The organism is Flagellimonas pelagia, from assembly GCF_003584135.1.
Taxonomy (GTDB): domain Bacteria; phylum Bacteroidota; class Bacteroidia; order Flavobacteriales; family Flavobacteriaceae; genus Flagellimonas; species Flagellimonas pelagia.
In genome coordinates this window covers 19,686-37,435 of the sequence record NZ_QXFI01000029.1, presented here as the reverse complement: position 1 = coordinate 37,435, position 17,750 = coordinate 19,686, and the positions used below count along the sequence as shown (strand labels likewise).

Annotated in this window: 17 protein-coding genes; 9 read left to right on the top strand and 8 right to left on the bottom strand. The window is 44.6% G+C overall.

Features of this window, described 5'->3' with window-relative positions; all coding sequences use genetic code 11:
* Positions 1 to 44 precede the first annotated feature (44 nt).
* The 3 genes from D2V05_RS12770 to D2V05_RS12760 are packed head-to-tail and all read right to left on the bottom strand — an operon-like array spanning position 45 to position 2,149.
* On the bottom strand, positions 45 to 908 hold the full coding sequence (locus D2V05_RS12770; protein ID WP_119648035.1) for a glucosaminidase domain-containing protein: 864 nt from the start codon (positions 906 to 908) through the stop codon (positions 45 to 47).
* Positions 905 to 1,810, bottom strand: coding sequence for a 1-aminocyclopropane-1-carboxylate deaminase/D-cysteine desulfhydrase (locus D2V05_RS12765; RefSeq protein ID WP_119648034.1), 906 nt, complete (start codon positions 1,808 to 1,810; stop codon positions 905 to 907). Before D2V05_RS12765 ends, D2V05_RS12770 begins: the two co-directional genes overlap by 4 nt.
* Before the next feature lie 9 nt (positions 1,811 to 1,819).
* Positions 1,820 to 2,149 (bottom strand): hypothetical protein, encoded by a 330-nt coding sequence (locus D2V05_RS12760; protein WP_119648033.1) that lies wholly within the window; start codon positions 2,147 to 2,149, stop codon positions 1,820 to 1,822.
* A 174-nt stretch (positions 2,150 to 2,323) separates the two neighbouring features.
* Between D2V05_RS12760 and D2V05_RS19710 the strand changes: the two genes are divergently transcribed.
* The 3 genes from D2V05_RS19710 to D2V05_RS12750 all read left to right on the top strand — a co-directional run bounded on the left by D2V05_RS19710 (position 2,324) and on the right by D2V05_RS12750 (position 5,061).
* Positions 2,324 to 2,485: a DUF5522 domain-containing protein gene (locus tag D2V05_RS19710; protein WP_182859164.1), complete on the top strand. Its 162-nt coding sequence runs from the start codon at positions 2,324 to 2,326 to the stop codon at positions 2,483 to 2,485.
* Between the two features lie 63 nt (positions 2,486 to 2,548).
* Entirely contained in the window at positions 2,549 to 3,115 is a 567-nt protein-coding gene (locus D2V05_RS12755) for a DUF4136 domain-containing protein (RefSeq protein ID WP_119648072.1), read from the top strand.
* A 194-nt stretch (positions 3,116 to 3,309) separates the two neighbouring features.
* Entirely contained in the window at positions 3,310 to 5,061 is a 1,752-nt protein-coding gene (locus tag D2V05_RS12750) for an aromatic amino acid hydroxylase (RefSeq protein ID WP_119648032.1), read from the top strand.
* On the opposite strand, the gene D2V05_RS12745 is transcribed toward D2V05_RS12750, so the two are convergent.
* Genes D2V05_RS12745 through alaS form a run of 4 tightly spaced genes read right to left on the bottom strand, consistent with a single transcriptional unit; the run spans position 5,058 to position 10,982 of the window.
* Positions 5,058 to 6,740, bottom strand: coding sequence for a M61 metallopeptidase family protein (locus tag D2V05_RS12745; RefSeq protein ID WP_119648031.1), 1,683 nt, complete (start codon positions 6,738 to 6,740; stop codon positions 5,058 to 5,060). The two genes, D2V05_RS12750 and D2V05_RS12745, sit on opposite strands and share 4 nt — an antisense overlap.
* A 55-nt stretch (positions 6,741 to 6,795) precedes the next feature.
* On the bottom strand, positions 6,796 to 7,410 hold the full coding sequence (locus D2V05_RS12740; RefSeq protein WP_119648030.1) for a DUF4230 domain-containing protein: 615 nt from the start codon (positions 7,408 to 7,410) through the stop codon (positions 6,796 to 6,798).
* Entirely contained in the window at positions 7,411 to 8,370 is a 960-nt protein-coding gene (locus tag D2V05_RS12735) for a GSCFA domain-containing protein (RefSeq protein WP_119648029.1), read from the bottom strand.
* On the bottom strand, positions 8,370 to 10,982 hold the full coding sequence (alaS, locus tag D2V05_RS12730; protein ID WP_119648028.1) for an alanine--tRNA ligase: 2,613 nt from the start codon (positions 10,980 to 10,982) through the stop codon (positions 8,370 to 8,372). The genes D2V05_RS12735 and alaS overlap by 1 nt, the downstream gene beginning before the upstream one ends.
* Positions 10,983 to 11,084: 102 nt before the next feature.
* Between alaS and D2V05_RS12725 the strand changes: the two genes are divergently transcribed.
* From D2V05_RS12725 to D2V05_RS12700, 6 genes are all read left to right on the top strand, one after another.
* A complete protein-coding gene (locus D2V05_RS12725; protein ID WP_119648027.1) occupies positions 11,085 to 12,062 on the top strand; it encodes a M23 family metallopeptidase in 978 nt (325 codons plus the stop codon).
* Positions 12,062 to 12,391, top strand: a complete 330-nt coding sequence (locus D2V05_RS12720; protein ID WP_119640027.1) for a MerR family transcriptional regulator — start codon at positions 12,062 to 12,064, stop codon at positions 12,389 to 12,391. Before D2V05_RS12725 ends, D2V05_RS12720 begins: the two co-directional genes overlap by 1 nt.
* A gap of 20 nt (positions 12,392 to 12,411) precedes the next feature.
* Positions 12,412 to 13,011 carry a LemA family protein gene (locus D2V05_RS12715; RefSeq protein WP_119648026.1) on the top strand — a complete coding sequence of 200 codons (600 nt, stop codon included), beginning with the start codon at positions 12,412 to 12,414 and terminating at the stop codon, positions 13,009 to 13,011.
* 11 nt (positions 13,012 to 13,022) lie between these two features.
* Complete coding sequence (locus tag D2V05_RS12710) at positions 13,023 to 13,460, top strand: TPM domain-containing protein (RefSeq protein ID WP_119648025.1); 438 nt, start codon at positions 13,023 to 13,025, stop codon at positions 13,458 to 13,460.
* Complete coding sequence (locus D2V05_RS12705; protein WP_119648024.1) at positions 13,441 to 14,229, top strand: TPM domain-containing protein; 789 nt, start codon at positions 13,441 to 13,443, stop codon at positions 14,227 to 14,229. The genes D2V05_RS12710 and D2V05_RS12705 overlap by 20 nt, the downstream gene beginning before the upstream one ends.
* 64 nt (positions 14,230 to 14,293) lie before the next feature.
* Positions 14,294 to 14,767, top strand: a complete 474-nt coding sequence (locus D2V05_RS12700; RefSeq protein WP_119648023.1) for a hypothetical protein — start codon at positions 14,294 to 14,296, stop codon at positions 14,765 to 14,767.
* 10 nt (positions 14,768 to 14,777) lie between these two features.
* Here the strand turns inward: D2V05_RS12700 and D2V05_RS12695 are convergent, their stop codons facing one another.
* Entirely contained in the window at positions 14,778 to 17,567 is a 2,790-nt protein-coding gene (locus tag D2V05_RS12695) for an outer membrane beta-barrel protein (RefSeq protein WP_235855456.1), read from the bottom strand.
* Positions 17,568 to 17,750 lie beyond the last annotated feature (183 nt).

Below are 17,750 nucleotides of genomic sequence, written 5' to 3'. Positions count from 1 at the left end.
GTATAGTCAGATCCTTCGCTCCGCTCAGGATGACCATTTTGAGACTACTGCGCCCTTCGAATATTAAGCACCTGCCCGATGGAGATGATGTTATCGTTCAGATGGTTCAGGCGTTTGATCTCGTCCACAGAAATGTCATACTTTCTGGAGATGGCATATAGCGTTTCCCCTTTTTCCACCGTATGGGTCACCACTTCTTGAACCACGGGAACTTCATCCGTTGAAGGTTGACGCACGGTTTCCATGGGCGTATCCACCACGGCCTCGTCATATTGATGCAGGTTGTACCGCTCGATCAGGGCGATCAACTTTTGTGGATATTGCTTGTCCGTGGCATAGCCCGCCTGTCGGAGTCCATGAGCCCATTTTTTGTAATCGTCCCGTCGGTAATCGAACAAAAAGGCATAACGGGAACGCGAAGTCAAGAAAAGACTGTGATCCCGGAACGAAAACATGGGGTGATTGTATTTTCTAAAACATTCCCCCTTGGCATCATCATCATGAAAATCGAACTCCCCTTCCCAACCCGTATGGCATTTGATCCCAAAGTGGTTGTTGGTTTTCAAGGTAAGCTCCCCGCGACCGGAACCGCTTTCCAAAATGCCTTGGGCCAACGTGATACTGGCGGGAATGCCAAAGGCACGCATTTCGTATTGGGCAATCTCGGCAAAGGTCTTGATGTATTCTTCAGTACTGGAAATCGGGAATTTTTCAAACCTGCCAGGGTCTTCCGGCATGGGATACAATGCTGAACCTTCGGCACTACCATTTGGGATTGCCGTGGGTTGTTTGGTCTCCGTCCTGCTCACTGTTGGAGCTCCATTTCGGTGGGTGGATCTTCTTTTTTTGGCCCCACAACTGGAGAACAGCAGTACTACCAAAAGTGCAAATCCGATTCGCTTGATCATACGTCCAATAAGGGTAAATTCTTCTTTTTCAATACCAGGTTCATGCCCTGTATGCCCTGTAATCCACCGGTATGAATGGCCAAGATTTGGGTATTTCGGGGGAAAACTTCCTGGTTTACAAGGTCAAAAATACCAAAAAGCATCTTTCCTGTGTAAATTGGATCTAAAGGAATTCCAGTTTTGCTTTTAAAGTCGTTGATGAAATGGATGAGTTCCTCGGTCACTTTTGCATATCCACCAAAATGATAATCGGTTACCAATTGCCAACGATCATTGCGTGCGAAGCGGCTAATGGACTCGTTCAAAAAGTCCCCTTTCAAGGCAGGAAAACCCAGTACCTTCTGATGTTTTTGGGAAGCATTGATGAGTCCGGCAATAGTTCCACCTGTACCCACGGCGCAGCAGACCACGTCAAAAGTTGCATCGGATTCCGTTAAGATTTCGGTACAGCCTTTTACGGCCAAATCGTTGGTACCGCCTTCGGGAAGGAGATAAAAATTCCCAAAGGTTTTTTTTAAGGATTGAAGGAAGGACGACTCTTTCTTTTGACGATAATCCTCCCTCGACACAAAATGAAATCGCATTCCTTGTGCATGGGCCAAGGCCAAGGTGGGATTATGTTGCCATTGATCTTGTAATTCTTCACCCCGGATGACCCCAATGGTTTTAAAACCGTGTTCCTTACCCGCACAGGCCACGGCCGCAATGTGGTTGGAAAAGGCCCCACCAAAGGTGAGCAAGGTGGAATGTCCCTGTTTTTTGGCTTCCTCTAGATTGTATTTGAGTTTGCGGTATTTGTTCCCGGAAATCAACGGATGGATGGTATCTTCCCGTTTAATGTACAAGGTCACGCCCTTTTCTTTCAAAAGGGGATGGTCTATATGCTGATTGGGGATGTTCAATCCAAAAAATTAACGCGTCAGGTATTTTAAAAAACCAAAAGTTTTCCGTTTGGAAAGATACTGCATATCCTTTTCATGGGCATAGGCCTCGCGTTCAAAGCTGATGTTCTGATACGCCCGGTAACTGTCCAGATAAAGCACCGTACGCAGCAACCATTCCGAAATATAGAGGAGGTAAAAAGGTAAAATCAACAGTTCGCGCTGTTGGCGTAAATGGATGCGCTCGTGGTTGATGAGGACCTCATCGGTCTTCAGGGAATCCTCCTTCAAGATGATGAACGGCCAAAGGGAAAGGCCCACATAATTTTTATAGAAGACATGTTTAAAAACGAGTATCACCTGAAATGTATCAAAGCTTTCCTACAAATATAACGGCATAGCATCCAGAAAATAAGCCCATCCCGATAATAATAGTAACAATTTCGGTGAATAACCCTGTTTTCAAAATCTTAAAACCTTGGTTGCTTTGATCGGAAAGCCGTAACTTTAAGTAACGATAGGGTAATTTCATACATGAAAGAGCACATTCCCTTGGAAGAGGGCGATTTTTACTTTTCGGAAGAGGGATATAGGGTTTTTACGGAGCAGTACCTTTTAAAACGGGGCTATTGTTGCGAAAGTGGTTGCAGGCACTGCCCGTATGGGTATAATCCTAAAACTAATTCGAGGTCGTAAATGCCTCATTCGGCATAATATTTGTGCATGTTTTACCAATCTCAAGAATTTAAAAAAAGTACTATGAAAAGTTTAAAACGTATTGCACTGGTCGCCTTCACCCTAGGTCTGTTCGTTTCCTGTAGCACCGTTCAGGTAGTTTCCGATTACGACAAACAGGCCGATTTTAACACGTATCAAAGCTATGCTTTCTACAAAACAGGTATTGACAAGGCCCAAATTTCCGATTTGGACAAAAAACGCATCTTGCGTGCCATCGAAACCGAACTGGCTTCCCGCGGATTTGTAAAATCGGACAACCCCGATGTCTTGATCAGCATCTTCACCAAGGAACGTGAACGTGTTGATGTCTACAACAACTACGGTTGGGGTTGGGGCGGATTCTACAATCCCTATGTTTGGGGTCCCGGATGGGGCTGGGGTTGGGGCAACAATGTGAGCACCCGCACTGAAGGGTCATTGTACATTGATGTGATCGACGCCAACAAAAAAGAATTGGTATGGCAAGGTCGTGGTGTAGGCACCTTGAGCAACACCAAGAGCATTGAAAAGAAAGAGGAACGCATCCAAGAATTTGTTTCCCAGATCTTGAAGGAATATCCTCCCCAAACGGCAGTCGCCGTTAACTAAAAAATATTAGGAAGCTTTCCGAGGGCAAATTAACGTCATTCTGAATTTATTTCAGAATCTTATGATGGGAACCTGAAACAAGTTCAGGTTGACGAAATGAATTCCTTTTGGAAAGCTTCTTTTTTTGCTTCAACTTTTCCCTAAAGGGAAACCGATAACGATTTCGTATCTTTAAGTCCGATAAAAATGCACAAATGAGTTACGAATCCAATCCCATACTGGACAAACTGCCCAAGCACCTCAAACAGTTCATCAAACCGCAGAACTATGAAGATTACACGGCAATTGACCAAGCCGTTTGGCGCTATGTGATGCGGAAAAATGTGGATTATTTGAGCCAAGTGGCACACAGTTCGTATGTGGATGGATTGAAGAAAACAGGTATTTCCATAGACCAAATCCCGAATATGTACGGCATGAACCGCATCCTGAAGGAAATTGGTTGGGCCGCCGTGGCGGTTGATGGATTTATTCCCCCTTCGGCTTTTATGGAATTCCAAGCCTACAATGTGTTGGTGATCGCTTCGGATATTCGCCAGCTTGAAAATATCGAGTACACCCCTGCCCCGGATATCATCCACGAAGGGGCCGGACACGCCCCCATCATTGCCAATCCCGAATATGCCGAATATTTAAGACGCTTTGGGGAGATTGGCTGCAAGGCCATTTCCAGTGCCAAGGATTACGAACTGTACGATGCGGTACGCCATCTATCCATTATCAAAGAGGCCCATGGAACACCCCAAGAAGAAATTGACAAAGCAGAAAAGCACATTGAATACCTGCAAGAAAACATGGGAGAACCCAGTGAAATGGCCCTCATCCGAAACCTACACTGGTGGACCGTGGAATATGGCTTGATAGGCACTGTGGAACATCCCAAGATCTATGGCGCGGGATTGCTTTCTTCCATTGGGGAAAGTGCTTGGTGCATGACAGACCAGGTGAAAAAAATTCCCTACTCCAACGAGGCGGCACATACGGAGTTTGACATTACCAAACCACAACCCCAATTGTTCGTAACGCCTGATTTTGCTTTTCTGAGCCAAGTGTTGGAAGATTTTGCCAATACCATGGCCGTGCGCAAAGGTGGACTCTTGGGTATCAAAAAATTGATTACTTCCCAAGCGTTGGGTACCATCGAGCTGAGCACGGGACTCCAAATTTCAGGGGAGTTCCATAATGTGATCGAGCACGATGGCAAACCTATTTATATCCAAACCAAAGGTCCGACAGCCTTGGCGTATCGGGAAAAAGAACTCGTGGGACACAGCACCGCTTACCATGCGGAAGGTTTTGGGTCGCCCATTGGCAAATTGAAGGGCATCAACATTGCCATTGAAGATATGGGACCGCGAGATTTAAAGGCTTATAAAATTTACGAAGGGGAGCAAATTTCCTTGGAGTTTGAAGGGGGCATCAAAGTGGAAGGAACTATCATCACCGGTACCCGTAACCTAATGGGCAAGATCATCCTTATCACCTTTAAGGATTGCACCGTGACCCATGAAGGCAAGATACTGTTCCAACCTGAATGGGGATTGTACGACATGGCCGTTGGCCAAAGTGTGGTTTCTGCCTACAACGGTCCGGCCGACCTCAATAGTTTCGACCTCATCACCCATCAATTGACCGAAACCACTATCAAACAAAAGAAAAGTGCTAAAAGGTTGCAATTGGAACAATACTACCAGCAAGTTCGCGACTTTAGGGAAGGTACAAACACCACCATTTCCCGTAACAAGGTGTTCCAGGTCATCAAAAGTGAATTTCCAGAGGATTGGTTATTGCCTGTAGAATTATACGAACTGGCCAAACAAAGCAACGACCACCATTTTCAAAAAGAGATATTGGACCATTTGGAAAGCATCAAACGCAACAATCCGAAAGTGGGCCATTTGATTGATGACGGTATCAAATTGGCGGATGCTAGCTTGGTAAGCTAAAAGCCAAGTTTTTTGATATTGGATTCGGTTTCCTTCAGTTGGGGCACCATAGCCTTTTTGATGGGATAGAAAGCCAATTTCAAGGTTTTTCCATTACGTTTTACCCCGAGTTCCACTTGGTGGTCAATGCTACCTTGCCAAATGCTGCGAGAAAACACCTCATCCCCTTCACGCAAACCTGCATTCCAGGCCGCACTGCCTTCCACCACACTTTGGATACCTTTTCGGTCTTCAGTAAATGTAAAACCCAACTCGTAGATGTCGTTCATGGGGTCATACTCCAATCCCAACTCATCAGACAATCCGTAAAGGTCCAATTTGCCCCCTTCTTCAATATGTGTTTGAAAAAAGGCTTCAAAATCATCACCCAAAAAACCCTGCATCACTTTGATGAAATAGGCATGGGTCAATTTCTGGTCTTTTGACTTTACATCCTTATAAATCTGATGCATCACATCATCCAAGCTTTGTTTTCCTTCTGAAGTTTCACGGATTTTCTGGTCCAGATAAAAGGCAAACACTGCCCCTCGCCAATAAGGCAGTTTGGAATAATCCCGATTCCCCCAAAAATTCTCATAATTAATATCGGCATTGGGCGCTTCCACCACTGGGGAAGCATATAGATCTCGAATGGTGCGGTTGATCTCGTGGATATAAAAACCTCCGGACAGACCATGGATTTTGTTGGCGGCGATATTCTTGAAAGTATAGTATTCGGTAAATCCTTCGCTGAACCAGTACTGTTCCTCTTCATTTTCATTTTTGATGGTATGGCCGATCCAATTATGCATCAGCTCATGGTTGAACAGGTACACCAACTGTTCAATATCCGTAAAATCGTTGTTGGAAATAGAGGTGGCAAAGGAATTGGTGAGACCCGTCCCTTGAAAACTGCTGCCAGTTTCCTGTGGAAAAGGCTGCATGGTCACTGTGAAGTATTCTTGTGAATGGTCGTTCCAGAAATTGCGCTGACAGGTCAAGGTCTGTTCCAGCACCTGGAACACATCCTCTTCTTGGAACGGAATCCATTCCCCGCGGGTTGCCAAACTGATTTGGTTGCCTTGGATCTCCCCAGAAAGCACCCTAAAGTCTCCTCCCACAAAAATAGCGCTCCCAAAAAGTTCCTTGTCCACATGTTTTAACAACTGTTCCCGTTCCTGACTTCCAAAACTATTGTGGATGGTATACTCTTTAGGGAAACCGGTCCAATCCAAGGAAATATCCAACTGATCTTTGGTATTTTCCGGCACCATGAACATGTTGTGCGAGAACAGGTGAAAATAATTCTGGTTGATGACAGGTCGGTATACTGCACGGGTAGAGAGTTCCCCTTCAAAATCCTGCTTCAAAAAGTACTCGAATTCCAGTTGTTCAGTATCCTTGGGGTGCATCAAAACGATGCGGCTACTGTCGGCATCCTTTTCCACCACACCCTCCACATTCAGCAAACGCATCTCGCCCAAGGTATTGTATAGGTTTTCTTCCCCCCAAGCCTCATTGGGAAAGGACAAGGTGGTCACCCCACTGGTGTCCGCGGGAATACTCATGTGTATTTTCAATTGAGACACACTATCTACCTTAACCGGGGTTATGGTGTAGCAGATATCGGCTTCGGGTTTTTGATTACAGGAAAAGAGAAAAGTGGCTAAAAGGACGGTTAGTAGTGCTCTTTTAAACATTGGTTGTATTGATTGATGAAATATAAAGACGCAAAAAAATGGAAAATGTGACAACTCAATCCAAAATTTGATCCAATTCTTCCATATTCTGTACCGGAGTATCCTCAAAAACTAAGGTCCAACCCATGGAATGGGTAAGCACCAAAATTCGGGAAAGTTCGCTTACCAAGCGGTTTTCGGCATTGGATCGCAGTGTGGAGGCATCAATTTTTTTCATCAAGGAAGCGTTTACATTGCGCTTGATCAAATTGTAATCTTCCGCATTGAAAGGATTGAGGTAATCCGCGGTGACATCATAATATTCAAAATCGGGGTTGATCTTGATCTCAGGTTCCGGAATGTTCGTGATCTTAACGATCTTGTTTTCCTCATCCAGATCATAGGTGACCTGGGAAAGGTCATACATCACCATTACCTCTGCATTCACCACCACCAACGCTTTTTTCTGGGCGGTAACCAGCGGTCCAAAAAGTTCCCGAGAGTCCTTATAATTGTAGACTTCGGCAAAATGACCTTCTGTGACGATCAGCTTGGAAACGTTTTTGAGTTCCTGCTGGATCAGCATGGAATTCTCCTGCAGAATGGTCTTTTGTTGCCTATCGTCGGTGCACGATCTATAGATCAAAACCGAAGCCAAAGCAATTACAGCGCCAATGAATATTTTCTTCATTTATTCGAATTTCATGAAAGGATACCTTTCTTGAAGATACGTAATTTTTGACCGGAGCGATGTCTTGAACTTCTGGTGCGCCTCCGATCCTGGGTTAAAAGGGCGGTGCTGCAACCCTTTTCGAACGCTTTCCACTTCATCCATAATGGGGTGAACTTCGGAAGAAATCCAGACCGCTTTGAACTTTTCCCAGATGTAATCCACGGCCAGGTCATTGGGATGTACCATATCCTCGGCATAAAAACGATAGTCACGAAGTTCGTCCATCATGATCTCGTAAGCCGGAAAGTAGGACACACCTCTCGACTGCGCTCGAGATGACACGATTTGATGCAATGCCGCAATCAGATGTGATTTGCTCTGTTGGTTTTCCATAAAGCCATCCTTCAGGTGCCGAACCGGGGAAATCGTAAAAATGAGGTTTGCCATTGGATTTGCCTTGCCAATCAAACTCACCAGATTTTCCAAACTAGATTGGATGGCATCTACTGAAATCAGTTTTTTAGTGAATCCCCTTTGGGGCACCTTGTGGCAGTTGGCCACTATTTTTTGGGAAGCATTATGCTCGTATACCCAAGCCGTCCCGAGTGTTATAATGATATGTGAAGCACTTTCCACCCATTGTCTGGTAAGTCGCAACCTTTGGTTGAGCAGTTCCACCAAGGTTTTTTGGTCATCGGAACGGACCTCGGAATGCGCATCGAAACAACGCCAGATACCTTCTTGGCAAAACACCTCATCTGGATGGTAATAAGTACCTTCCAAAGCACGCTTTACCAAATTTTCCAAAGCCAAAGGCTGGAACAACACCCCGAAAGGATTTTGGTATTGGGGAAACTGAAAATACTCCAGCTTGTCCCCCATGTTTTCCACAAAACAAGAACCCAACAACAACACTTTTCCCTGATAATCGATGGGATGATCTGCGGGTTGTAAGGGTACTTTGGTCTGTAGCTCCATCAAGAGATATATGCCTTCACTTTATCTAAAGCTTCCGGGATTCCAGCAGGGTTTTTACCCCCTGCGGTTGCAAAGAAGGGTTGGCCTCCACCACCGCCTTGGATGTATTTGCCCAATTCACGGACAATGGTTCCCGCGTTCAAGTTTTTGGAAGCTACCAATTCTTTGGAAATATAACAGCTCAACAAGGCCTTGCCCTCATTTTCGGAAGCAAGCAATAGGAAGAGGTTATCTATTTGTCCTCCTATCTCAAAGGACAAATCCTTGATACCCGCGGCATCCAAATCCACTTTTTTGGAAAGGAATTGGATTCCGTTGATCTCTTTCAACTCGGCAATCAGGTCATTTTTCAACCCTTTGGCCTTGTCCTTCAACAACTGCTCCACTTGTTTTTTAAGCGCCGTATTTTCATCTTGCAAACTCGCCACGGCTTTGACTGGGTCTGGTGTATTGTGCAAAAGATCTTTGATCTCGAACAACATGCGGTTGTTCGTAAAGTAAAATTCTTTCACTGCATCGGAAGTGATGGCCTCGATCCTTCGGATACCCGCTGCCACGGCACCTTCGGACACAATTTTGAAATACCAGATATCACCCGTGTTCTTCACATGGGTACCCCCGCAAAGTTCTATGGATTGTCCAAACCGGATCGTACGTACGGTATCGCCGTATTTTTCGCCAAAAAGGGCCATAGCACCATCTTCCATGGCTTGTTTGATGGGTACATTCCGGTGTTCCTCCAAAGGCAAATGTCCATCAATACGGGCGTTGACGAAGTTTTCCACTTTTCGCAACTCTTCAACAGATAATTTGGCAAAGTGCGAAAAATCGAAACGCAGGTATTTGGAATGTACCGCAGAGCCTTTTTGCTCCACGTGGGGACCCAGAATTTCTCGAAGGGCTTGGTGCAACAAATGCGTGGCGGTATGGTTGCAAGCTGTTCTCCAACGTTGCTTATGGTCCACTACCGCCTTGAAAGTCTCGTTTACGTTATCAGGAAGTGATTCCGCAAAATGTACGATCTCGTTGTTTTCCCTTTTGGTGTCCACAATATAGGTGACATCACCATTGGGTGCTTCCAAATAGCCTTTATCCCCCACTTGGCCTCCGCCTTCGGCATAAAAGGGCGTGAGGTTGAACACCAACTGGTATTGATCTCCTTCTTTTTTGCTACTGATCTTTCGGTATTTCACCAACTTCACATTAGCTTCAAGACTATCATAGCCGATGAATTCCTGTTCTGAATCCGTCATCAACACGGTCCAATCATCCTTAGAAACCTCGGATGCAGCACGGGAACGGTCTTTTTGCGCCTTCAATGCCTTGTTAAAACCTTGCACATCCAACGTATATCCTTTTTCCTCCAAAATCAGGGAGGTCAAGTCGATAGGAAAACCAAAAGTATCATATAATTCGAAAGCTTTTTCGCCATCAATGGTCTTTTCCTTGGCCGATTTGATGACCGAATCCAAAAGTACAAGACCTTGCTCCAAAGTGCTCAGGAAGGAACTTTCCTCTTCCTTGATCACATTCTCAATCAGCTGTTTTTGCTCCTTCAACTCTGGGAAGGCTGCACCCATTTGTTCGCCCAATACCTTCACCAATCGATGGATAAAAGGTTGGTTGGTATCCAAAAACGTGAAACCATATCGGATGGCGCGTCGTAAAATCCTTCGGATCACATAACCAGCTCCTGTATTGCTGGGCAATTGTCCATCAGCAATGGAAAACGAAACCGCGCGAACGTGATCGGCAATCACCCGAATGGCGATATCCGTTTTTTCATCCTTGCCGTATTTGTGTCCTGTAATGATTTCAATCTCTCGGATCAATGGCGTGAATACATCGGTATCATAATTGGATTGTACCCCCTGCAACACCATGCACAAACGCTCAAAGCCCATTCCCGTATCAATATGCTTTTCAGGGAGAGGTTCCAGACTTCCGTTGGCCTTTCGGTTGAACTGCATAAAAACGAGGTTCCAGATTTCCACTACCTGTGGATGGTCTTGGTTCACCAAAGAGGCTCCCGGAATTTTTGCTTTTTCGGCCTTGGAACGAATGTCCACGTGGATTTCGGAACAAGGTCCGCAAGGTCCCTGATCGCCCATTTCCCAAAAATTATCCTTTTTGTTCCCTTTGATGATACGGTCCTCGGGCACAATGGCCTTCCAAAGATCATAGGCTTCTTGGTCCAATGGCAAACCATCGTCCTCACTGCCCTCAAAAATGGAAACATATAGGCTTTCCTTGTCTATTTTGTATACTTCGGTGAGCAATTCCCATGCCCACTGAATGGCTTCTTTTTTAAAATAATCCCCGATACTCCAGTTGCCCAACATCTCGAACATGGTATGGTGGTAGGTATCCTTCCCCACTTCTTCCAAATCGTTGTGCTTGCCACTTACGCGTAGACACTTTTGGGTATCGGCCAAACGCTTGTGCTTGGCCACGGAATTTCCCAAGAAATATTCCTTGAACTGGTTCATGCCCGCATTGGTGAACATCAAGGTGGGATCGTCCTTCATGACCATGGGGGCCGATGGAACGATCTTGTGGTTCTTCTCTTTGAAAAAGTTTAAAAACTGGGCTCTAACTTCTTGGGATGTCATTGAATTCCTAGGGTTTTCTTAAATTTAACACTTAAAGCAAAACAATTTCTATATTTGTCTGTTTTGATAAAAGAGTGAGCAAAAATAGGATAAAATCCATTCATGTCTAAAGTTAAGTACTATTACGACCCGGACACCCTTTCCTATCGAAAGATCGAACCGAAGAAATCCAAAAGATACAGGAATGTCCTGCTATTTGTATTGGGTTCCGCACTGTTCGGCTTTCTTGGACTCATCATCCTGTTGAACACCCGATGGGTGAACACCCCCAAGGAACTTTCCTTGGAGCGCGAGGTGAGGAATTATGAACTCCAGTTCGATATTTTGAGTAAGAAGATGCAACAGATGGAGCAGGTTTTAGCCAATATCGAAGACCGGGACAACAATATTTACCGATTGTATTTTGAAGCCAATCCGATTCCCGAGGAACAGCGCAGGGCTGGTTTCGGGGGAATCAACCGATATAAATCCCTGGAAGGTTTCAACAATTCGGAAATCATCATTGATGCCACCAAACGGTTGGATATCATTCAAAAACAAATGGTAATCCAATCCAAGTCGTTGGACGAAATCGCTAAACTGGCCGAAGAGAAAGAAAAATTATTGGCGGCCATTCCGGCCATACAACCCATTAACAACGAAGATCTTACAAGAATGGCATCAGGTTACGGTTGGCGTTCCGACCCTTTTACCAAGGCACGTAAAATGCACTGGGGCATGGACTTTACCGCACCAAGGGGTACTCCTATTTATGCCTCTGGAGACGGGAAGATCACACGTGCCGACAACAAATCTTCGGGTTATGGCAAACATATCCGAATCGATCATGGGTACGGTTATATTTCCTTGTACGGCCACTTGAGCAAGTACAATGTTACCGTGGGCCAAAAGGTAAAACGTGGTGACCTCATCGGGTTTGTGGGCAGCACCGGTCGTTCCGAAGCACCGCATTTGCACTACGAGATCTTTAAGGACGGGGAACGCATCAACCCCATTAACTTCTACTACGGAAGTTTGACAGCAGAAGAGTTTGAGAACATGCTCAAACATGCCAATCAAGAGAACCAATCCTTGGATTAATGCACATAGAGCTTCCTGAAAAAAGATATTATGGCATTGGTGAAGTAGCCAACGCCTTTGGGGTGAACACCTCCCTGATCCGTTTTTGGGAAAAGGAGTTTGATGTGCTACAACCCAAAAAAAACGCGAAGGGTAACCGAAAATTTACACCTGAGGACATCAAGAACCTTCAAATGATCTACCATCTGGTGAAGGAACGTGGGTTTACCCTGGAAGGGGCCAAGACCCATCTGAAAGAAGAAAAGCAAAAGGCGCTTTCCACTTTTGAAGTCATCCAAAAACTGGAAAAAGTAAAGGCAGAACTCCTGAAAATTAAGGAACAACTATAAAACACTAAAACCATACGAAAATGAAAAAAGGCATCATCGCCATTATAGTACTGATTGTTATCGCAGTGCTTATTGGCGGTTGGTACGTAAGCACCAACAATAAACTTGTGAATATGAAAGGCCAAGCGACCAAGCAATGGGCCAATGTGGAAAGTTCCTATCAACGCAGAAGCGATCTGATCGGGAACTTGGTCAAAACCGTGCAAGGAGCTGCCGATTTTGAGCGTACTACCTTGTCGGAAGTTATCGAGGCAAGAGCAAAAGCCACTTCCACCACTATAGACGCGAACAACATCACCCCGGAGCAAATGGCTCAATTTCAAGAAGCACAGGCGGGCCTTTCCTCTGCCTTATCCAGATTATTGGTCACGGTGGAACGCTATCCTGACCTAAAAGCTAACCAAAACTTCCTGGAACTCCAATCCCAATTGGAAGGCACTGAAAATAGAATCAATGTAGAGCGAAACCGTTTTAACGATTTGGCCGGGGAGTACAATATCAAGATTCAACAGATACCCACCAATTTTGTGGCTAGTTTAGGCAATTTTGACCCTATGGCACTTTTCGCTTCCAAACCAGGAGCAGAAAATGCCCCCGATGTGAACTTTGAATTCAATTAAGCATGTCGAACATGTCGCACGTAGAGGAATTTTTGAGTGCCGAGGAGGAGCAGGACATCATCAATGCCATTGTTGAGGCCGAGAAGAACACTTCCGGCGAAATCAGGGTCCATATTGAGGCCTCTGCCAAAATAGACCATTTTAGCAGGGCCCAGCAAATTTTCCACTTTTTGAAAATGGATAACACCAAGGAAAACAATGGTGTGTTGATCTATGTGGCCGTGGACGATAAAAAATTCGTCATTTATGGGGATACAGGCATTGACAGAGCCGTACCTAAAGGTTTTTGGGACACTACCAAAGATGTGATGGCTTCCCATTTTAAAAAAGGAAATTTTAAACAAGGAATCGTTGAAGGGGTTTTAATGGCGGGCAAGGAACTGCAGTCCCATTTTCCATGGAACCAGAACGATACCAATGAACTGAGCGATGCCATTTCCAAAGGGTAGTTTCATACTGGCATTTTTATGTGTCTCATTGGCTTGGGGGCAGTTTACCATACCCGAAAAACCCAAGGTACAGACCAGTGTGTACGACTATGTAAGCCTTCTGTCCAATTCCCAAAAAAGGGCTTTGGAACAAAAACTTATTCGATATTCCGATAGCACTTCCACCCAAATTGTGGTAGCCATTATAGGTTCCACGGAAGGGGAGGACATTACTTATCTTGGAGCCCAATGGGGCCACAAATGGGGTATTGGTCAGGCCGACAAGGACAACGGGGTTCTGGTTCTTTTGGCGAAGGATGACCGGAGGATTGCCATCAATACGGGTTATGGGGTGGAAGGATCCCTTACCGACTTGATGTCCAAACGTATCATCGAATCCATCATCATCCCCGAGTTTAAAAAAGGAGACTATTATGCCGGTCTTGACAAAGGTTCCGACGCTATTTTTAAAGTATTGACAGGGGAGTTCAGCGAGGACCGCACCTTTGGCAATTCTACCCGATTCCCTTTTGAAACCCTGTTTCCATTCATCATTTTTATAGTGATTCTGATTATCCTTTGGAGTAGAAAAAACAAAGGTGGCGGTGGCAAAGGTGGTCGCAGGGGCGGCGGTCTTGATATTTGGGATATGATTATTTTGAGCAATATGGGTCGAAGTTCTGGTTCTTCCGGTGGATTTGGCAGCGGTGGAGGCTTCAGCGGAGGTGGTTTTAGTGGCGGCTTCGGCGGAGGCGGCTTTGGAGGCGGAGGAGCCTCGGGAGGTTGGTAAATTTCCTTTAAGCAATTGAAAAGCAACCCATTGGATACTTTATCATCTTCGGTTAAAAACTTTGATGCTTCAAAAATCCGCCCTATTCTTCCTTACCCTATTTATTTTATCCTGCAGCAATTCAAAAACGGAACTCCCTGATTGTTCCTTAGTCGATTGCGATGTAGCAGACAACACTGTCTATATCCTGTTTTTAGATGCCGATACAGATGAAAACCTATTAGATAATGGAGATGTCCAAAGTGAAACCGTTTTGATAAACGATGGTACCAATGAGATTACCCACTCAATCGTAGAAAATACGGAAATGGGAACAATTTTATACTTCAATGTGAACCCAGCCAATTATGGCAACAAATCTTTCGACATCACTTTTGAGGGTGGGGAACCATTTACCATTTCCTTTAACACGAGTTATTTAGAGGGTGAATGCTGCGGACCTTTTACTGAAATCGATGATATTGAAATCACCACTTATACCAACGATTTTTCCCATTACGGAACACTCCCCCTGAATATTGTCCTTTATATCGATTAGGTTTTGCGTATTAAAACCTTATAAACCTAGGGCCTCCCTTTTTATCCGGAGCACCTTTACCCCCAAAGGAATCAAATTTGATGGTAAGGCTTCCCATAAAGTAACGTTTTAGCACGGTTCCCTGATAATCTTGGATGAAATCCTGTCCCGTAGTTCGTTGTGAGTTGATGTTCTGGTTGAGCAGGTCAAAGGCCAATACTTTCAAAGTAGCCTTCTTTTTGAACATTTGAAGTCCCAAACTCATGTTCCAAAAAACGGCATCCTTGTCGAACCCAGCGCCCAAATTACCGTTATAACTGTAGGTAATGTCATTCCCCCAGACCAAATTTTCTGGCCAAAAGGTCGTCAATTTAAAGGCCAGGTTATGGGTAATGTAATCAATATCACTCACATTGTCGAGATTGTAACGGGTAGCGTTGATGCCCAATCTGTATTCGGGCTCCAATTCTATCATCTCTTTGTAATTGAACATAAGACCAATCCTAGGATTTAGGTTCAGTGTTTTGGCCTCCAACCTACTTCCATTGGTAAATCCGACCTGTCTACTGATATTGGCATATGGATTGATAGTAAACTTCAAAGTGTATAGGCTATCCTTTTTGATCTGTTTCGAATAACTTATTCCGGCCCATCCTCTATAGTTTCCTGCCACATTTTGATAGTTGGTCGTCCGGATAAAGTTCTCATCCGTCGTTGTACTGGAAACAATCTTGTCCTTTTCAAAGGTCATTCCAGAGTACAAAAATATTCCCGTACGGTCTTTCCAATTGTAATTATTGTAGTTCAGGTAGAGATTATGGGTAATCTCAGGGCCCAAGTTGGGGTTACCCACAATAATGTTCAACGGATTGCTCACATTGGGAACAGGCTGTAATTGGTTTACCGAAGGTACATTCAAATTGGTGTTATAATGGGCACTAAACCTTTTGCCGTTTCCAATATCGTAGTTGGCGTACGAGTTGAACAAAAGATTACTATAATCCTTTGAAAAGGTAGTTGATTGAATGAAATCCTCGTTGTCCAAGCCAATCTGCTCAATCCTTGCCCTAAGGTTGAATCGGAACTTTTTTCCGTTGGATCCAAATCCGACTTCTGGAACATGTTTGTCCACGTTGAAATTAAAATCGGAACTTAAGGAGGAATTGAAGACGTAGTCCCCGGTTACCTCATCAAAATCTGAAACAGATCGTTCGTTGCTCTGTTCATTGTTGTTGTAGCTATATCTAAAATCCAGATAGAGGTCCTTGTTCAAGGCATGTCGGTAAGATGCACCCAACTCGTAGGAATCATTGGCATTATCGATGGTGGTTTGCTGATCTTGTACCTGTTCGCTTGGATTGTCCCCAAAAATACTGCGTTGTGCATTCAGAAACGACTCGGAATCGTTCACCCGATTGTTGTTATCAAAATAGACCCGGGCATAACTGCCCAAGGTATCCAGTTTTTTCATAATCTCGAGCCGATTGCTAAAGGTTCGCTGGAAACCGTCAGTGGTCTGCAGACTGGTACTACTGTTGATCAAATTCCCATCTTCATCGGTAGAGACCGTATTATCCGAATCCGTTGAACTGGTATTGTTCACGCTCAAACTGGGCTGAATGGTGATCCTTGTGGTCTTGTCCACATCAAATTCCAAATTGGCGGACCCTTGATTGGAAATGGTGGAGCCTACAAAACTGGATTCAGTATCGGTAAAATAACTTCCATCGGGCAAAATGTTCTCCCTAGACGTTTTTTCATTGTTATAGGAATCGCTGTAGGCATAAAAATAGTTGCCATCAGTCTTGTACTTGCCCTTATCCTGATCGGCATAGCTTGCCCCCAAGGTAGAAGATGTGGTAATGCCCTGTCCAAATCCGAAGGAGAGGTTTCCAATGGCAAATCCTCCATTATTATTAAAACTAAAGCCTCTTCCACGGGAATTGCCCACCATCTCATAGATTTCATCGAACGAGAATCCTGGGTTGTTGATATTATTGGAGCTTCCCAAGACACTGATCCGTTGGGTATCGTTGAAATAATTGAGCAACCCATTGGCCTGATAACGGTCGTCTGTACCATACCCTCCGGACAATCGGCCCATATAGCCTTTATTTTTGTCCTCCTTGAGGGTTAGGTTAATGGTCTTGGTCTCGCCGTCACCTTCTTCCCCCACAAATTCTTGCTCCTTGGTCTTGGTGTTGGTAATCTGAATCTTGCTGATGACATCCTTGGACAGGGTTTTTGTAGCCACTTTTGGGTCTGTGCTAAAAAATACCTGCCCGTTCACCAGCACCTGGTTCACCTCCTTGCCATTGACCGTAATCTTTCCATCGCTATCCACTTCCACTCCCGGCAGTTTTTTGAGCACATCCTCCACGGTTGCATCGGGCCTGACCTTAAAGGAGTCTGCATTAAATTCCAACGTATCTTTTTTAATGGTGATGGGAACCCGTTCCCCAATCACATCGATGCCCGCAAGCTGTTCCACTCGCTCTTCCAGCTTTATAACACTAAGGTTGACCTCGGTTTTCAGTTCCACTTCCTGGGCCACGGATTGGTAACCGTTGGACGAAAAGGCCAGCCGGAGTCTTTTGTACGCGGTCTTTCCTTCCAATGCAAAAAGTCCATCCGCATTGGTGATGGTGTAGGTGACCAAGGTACTGTCCTTAATGGTCTCGGCATATACCGTAGCCGCTTCAATGGGGTTTCCCGTAGCGGCATCCACAATTTTACCCTTGACCAAAAATTCTTGACCGGACATTGAGGAAAAAGAAAAAAAGAGGGAAACAAAAACGAGGTAGAAGTAATATCTTTTCAAATGGCAGTTTGTTTTTTGATTGACTTAGCAGTGAACCAAAGTATTGCATTGAAATTTTAATAGCGATCCTTTTAACGAAACTTTGAGAAAATTTCAATGAAAATTGACCAAGAGCTTAAAAAAATCATAAAAATAACCCGGAGGCCATCCATTGTTAAAAAAACATTCGTAAATCCTAACACC

What these genes read in the sequence shown, in the direction of transcription:
- D2V05_RS12770 (WP_119648035.1), bottom strand. Translation starts at nt 908, where the DNA reads ATGATCAAGCGAATCGGATTTGCACTTTTGGTAGTACTGCTGTTCTCC.
- D2V05_RS19710 (WP_182859164.1), top strand. Translation starts at nt 2,324, where the DNA reads ATGAAAGAGCACATTCCCTTGGAAGAGGGCGATTTTTACTTTTCGGAA.
- D2V05_RS12755 (WP_119648072.1), top strand. Translation starts at nt 2,549, where the DNA reads ATGAAAAGTTTAAAACGTATTGCACTGGTCGCCTTCACCCTAGGTCTG.
- D2V05_RS12750 (WP_119648032.1), top strand. Translation starts at nt 3,310, where the DNA reads ATGAGTTACGAATCCAATCCCATACTGGACAAACTGCCCAAGCACCTC.
- D2V05_RS12745 (WP_119648031.1), bottom strand. Translation starts at nt 6,740, where the DNA reads ATGTTTAAAAGAGCACTACTAACCGTCCTTTTAGCCACTTTTCTCTTT.
- D2V05_RS12740 (WP_119648030.1), bottom strand. Translation starts at nt 7,410, where the DNA reads ATGAAGAAAATATTCATTGGCGCTGTAATTGCTTTGGCTTCGGTTTTG.
- D2V05_RS12735 (WP_119648029.1), bottom strand. Translation starts at nt 8,370, where the DNA reads ATGGAGCTACAGACCAAAGTACCCTTACAACCCGCAGATCATCCCATC.
- alaS (WP_119648028.1), bottom strand. Translation starts at nt 10,982, where the DNA reads ATGACATCCCAAGAAGTTAGAGCCCAGTTTTTAAACTTTTTCAAAGAG.
- D2V05_RS12725 (WP_119648027.1), top strand. Translation starts at nt 11,085, where the DNA reads ATGTCTAAAGTTAAGTACTATTACGACCCGGACACCCTTTCCTATCGA.
- D2V05_RS12720 (WP_119640027.1), top strand. Translation starts at nt 12,062, where the DNA reads ATGCACATAGAGCTTCCTGAAAAAAGATATTATGGCATTGGTGAAGTA.
- D2V05_RS12715 (WP_119648026.1), top strand. Translation starts at nt 12,412, where the DNA reads ATGAAAAAAGGCATCATCGCCATTATAGTACTGATTGTTATCGCAGTG.
- D2V05_RS12710 (WP_119648025.1), top strand. Translation starts at nt 13,023, where the DNA reads ATGTCGCACGTAGAGGAATTTTTGAGTGCCGAGGAGGAGCAGGACATC.
- D2V05_RS12705 (WP_119648024.1), top strand. Translation starts at nt 13,441, where the DNA reads ATGCCATTTCCAAAGGGTAGTTTCATACTGGCATTTTTATGTGTCTCA.
- D2V05_RS12700 (WP_119648023.1), top strand. Translation starts at nt 14,294, where the DNA reads ATGCTTCAAAAATCCGCCCTATTCTTCCTTACCCTATTTATTTTATCC.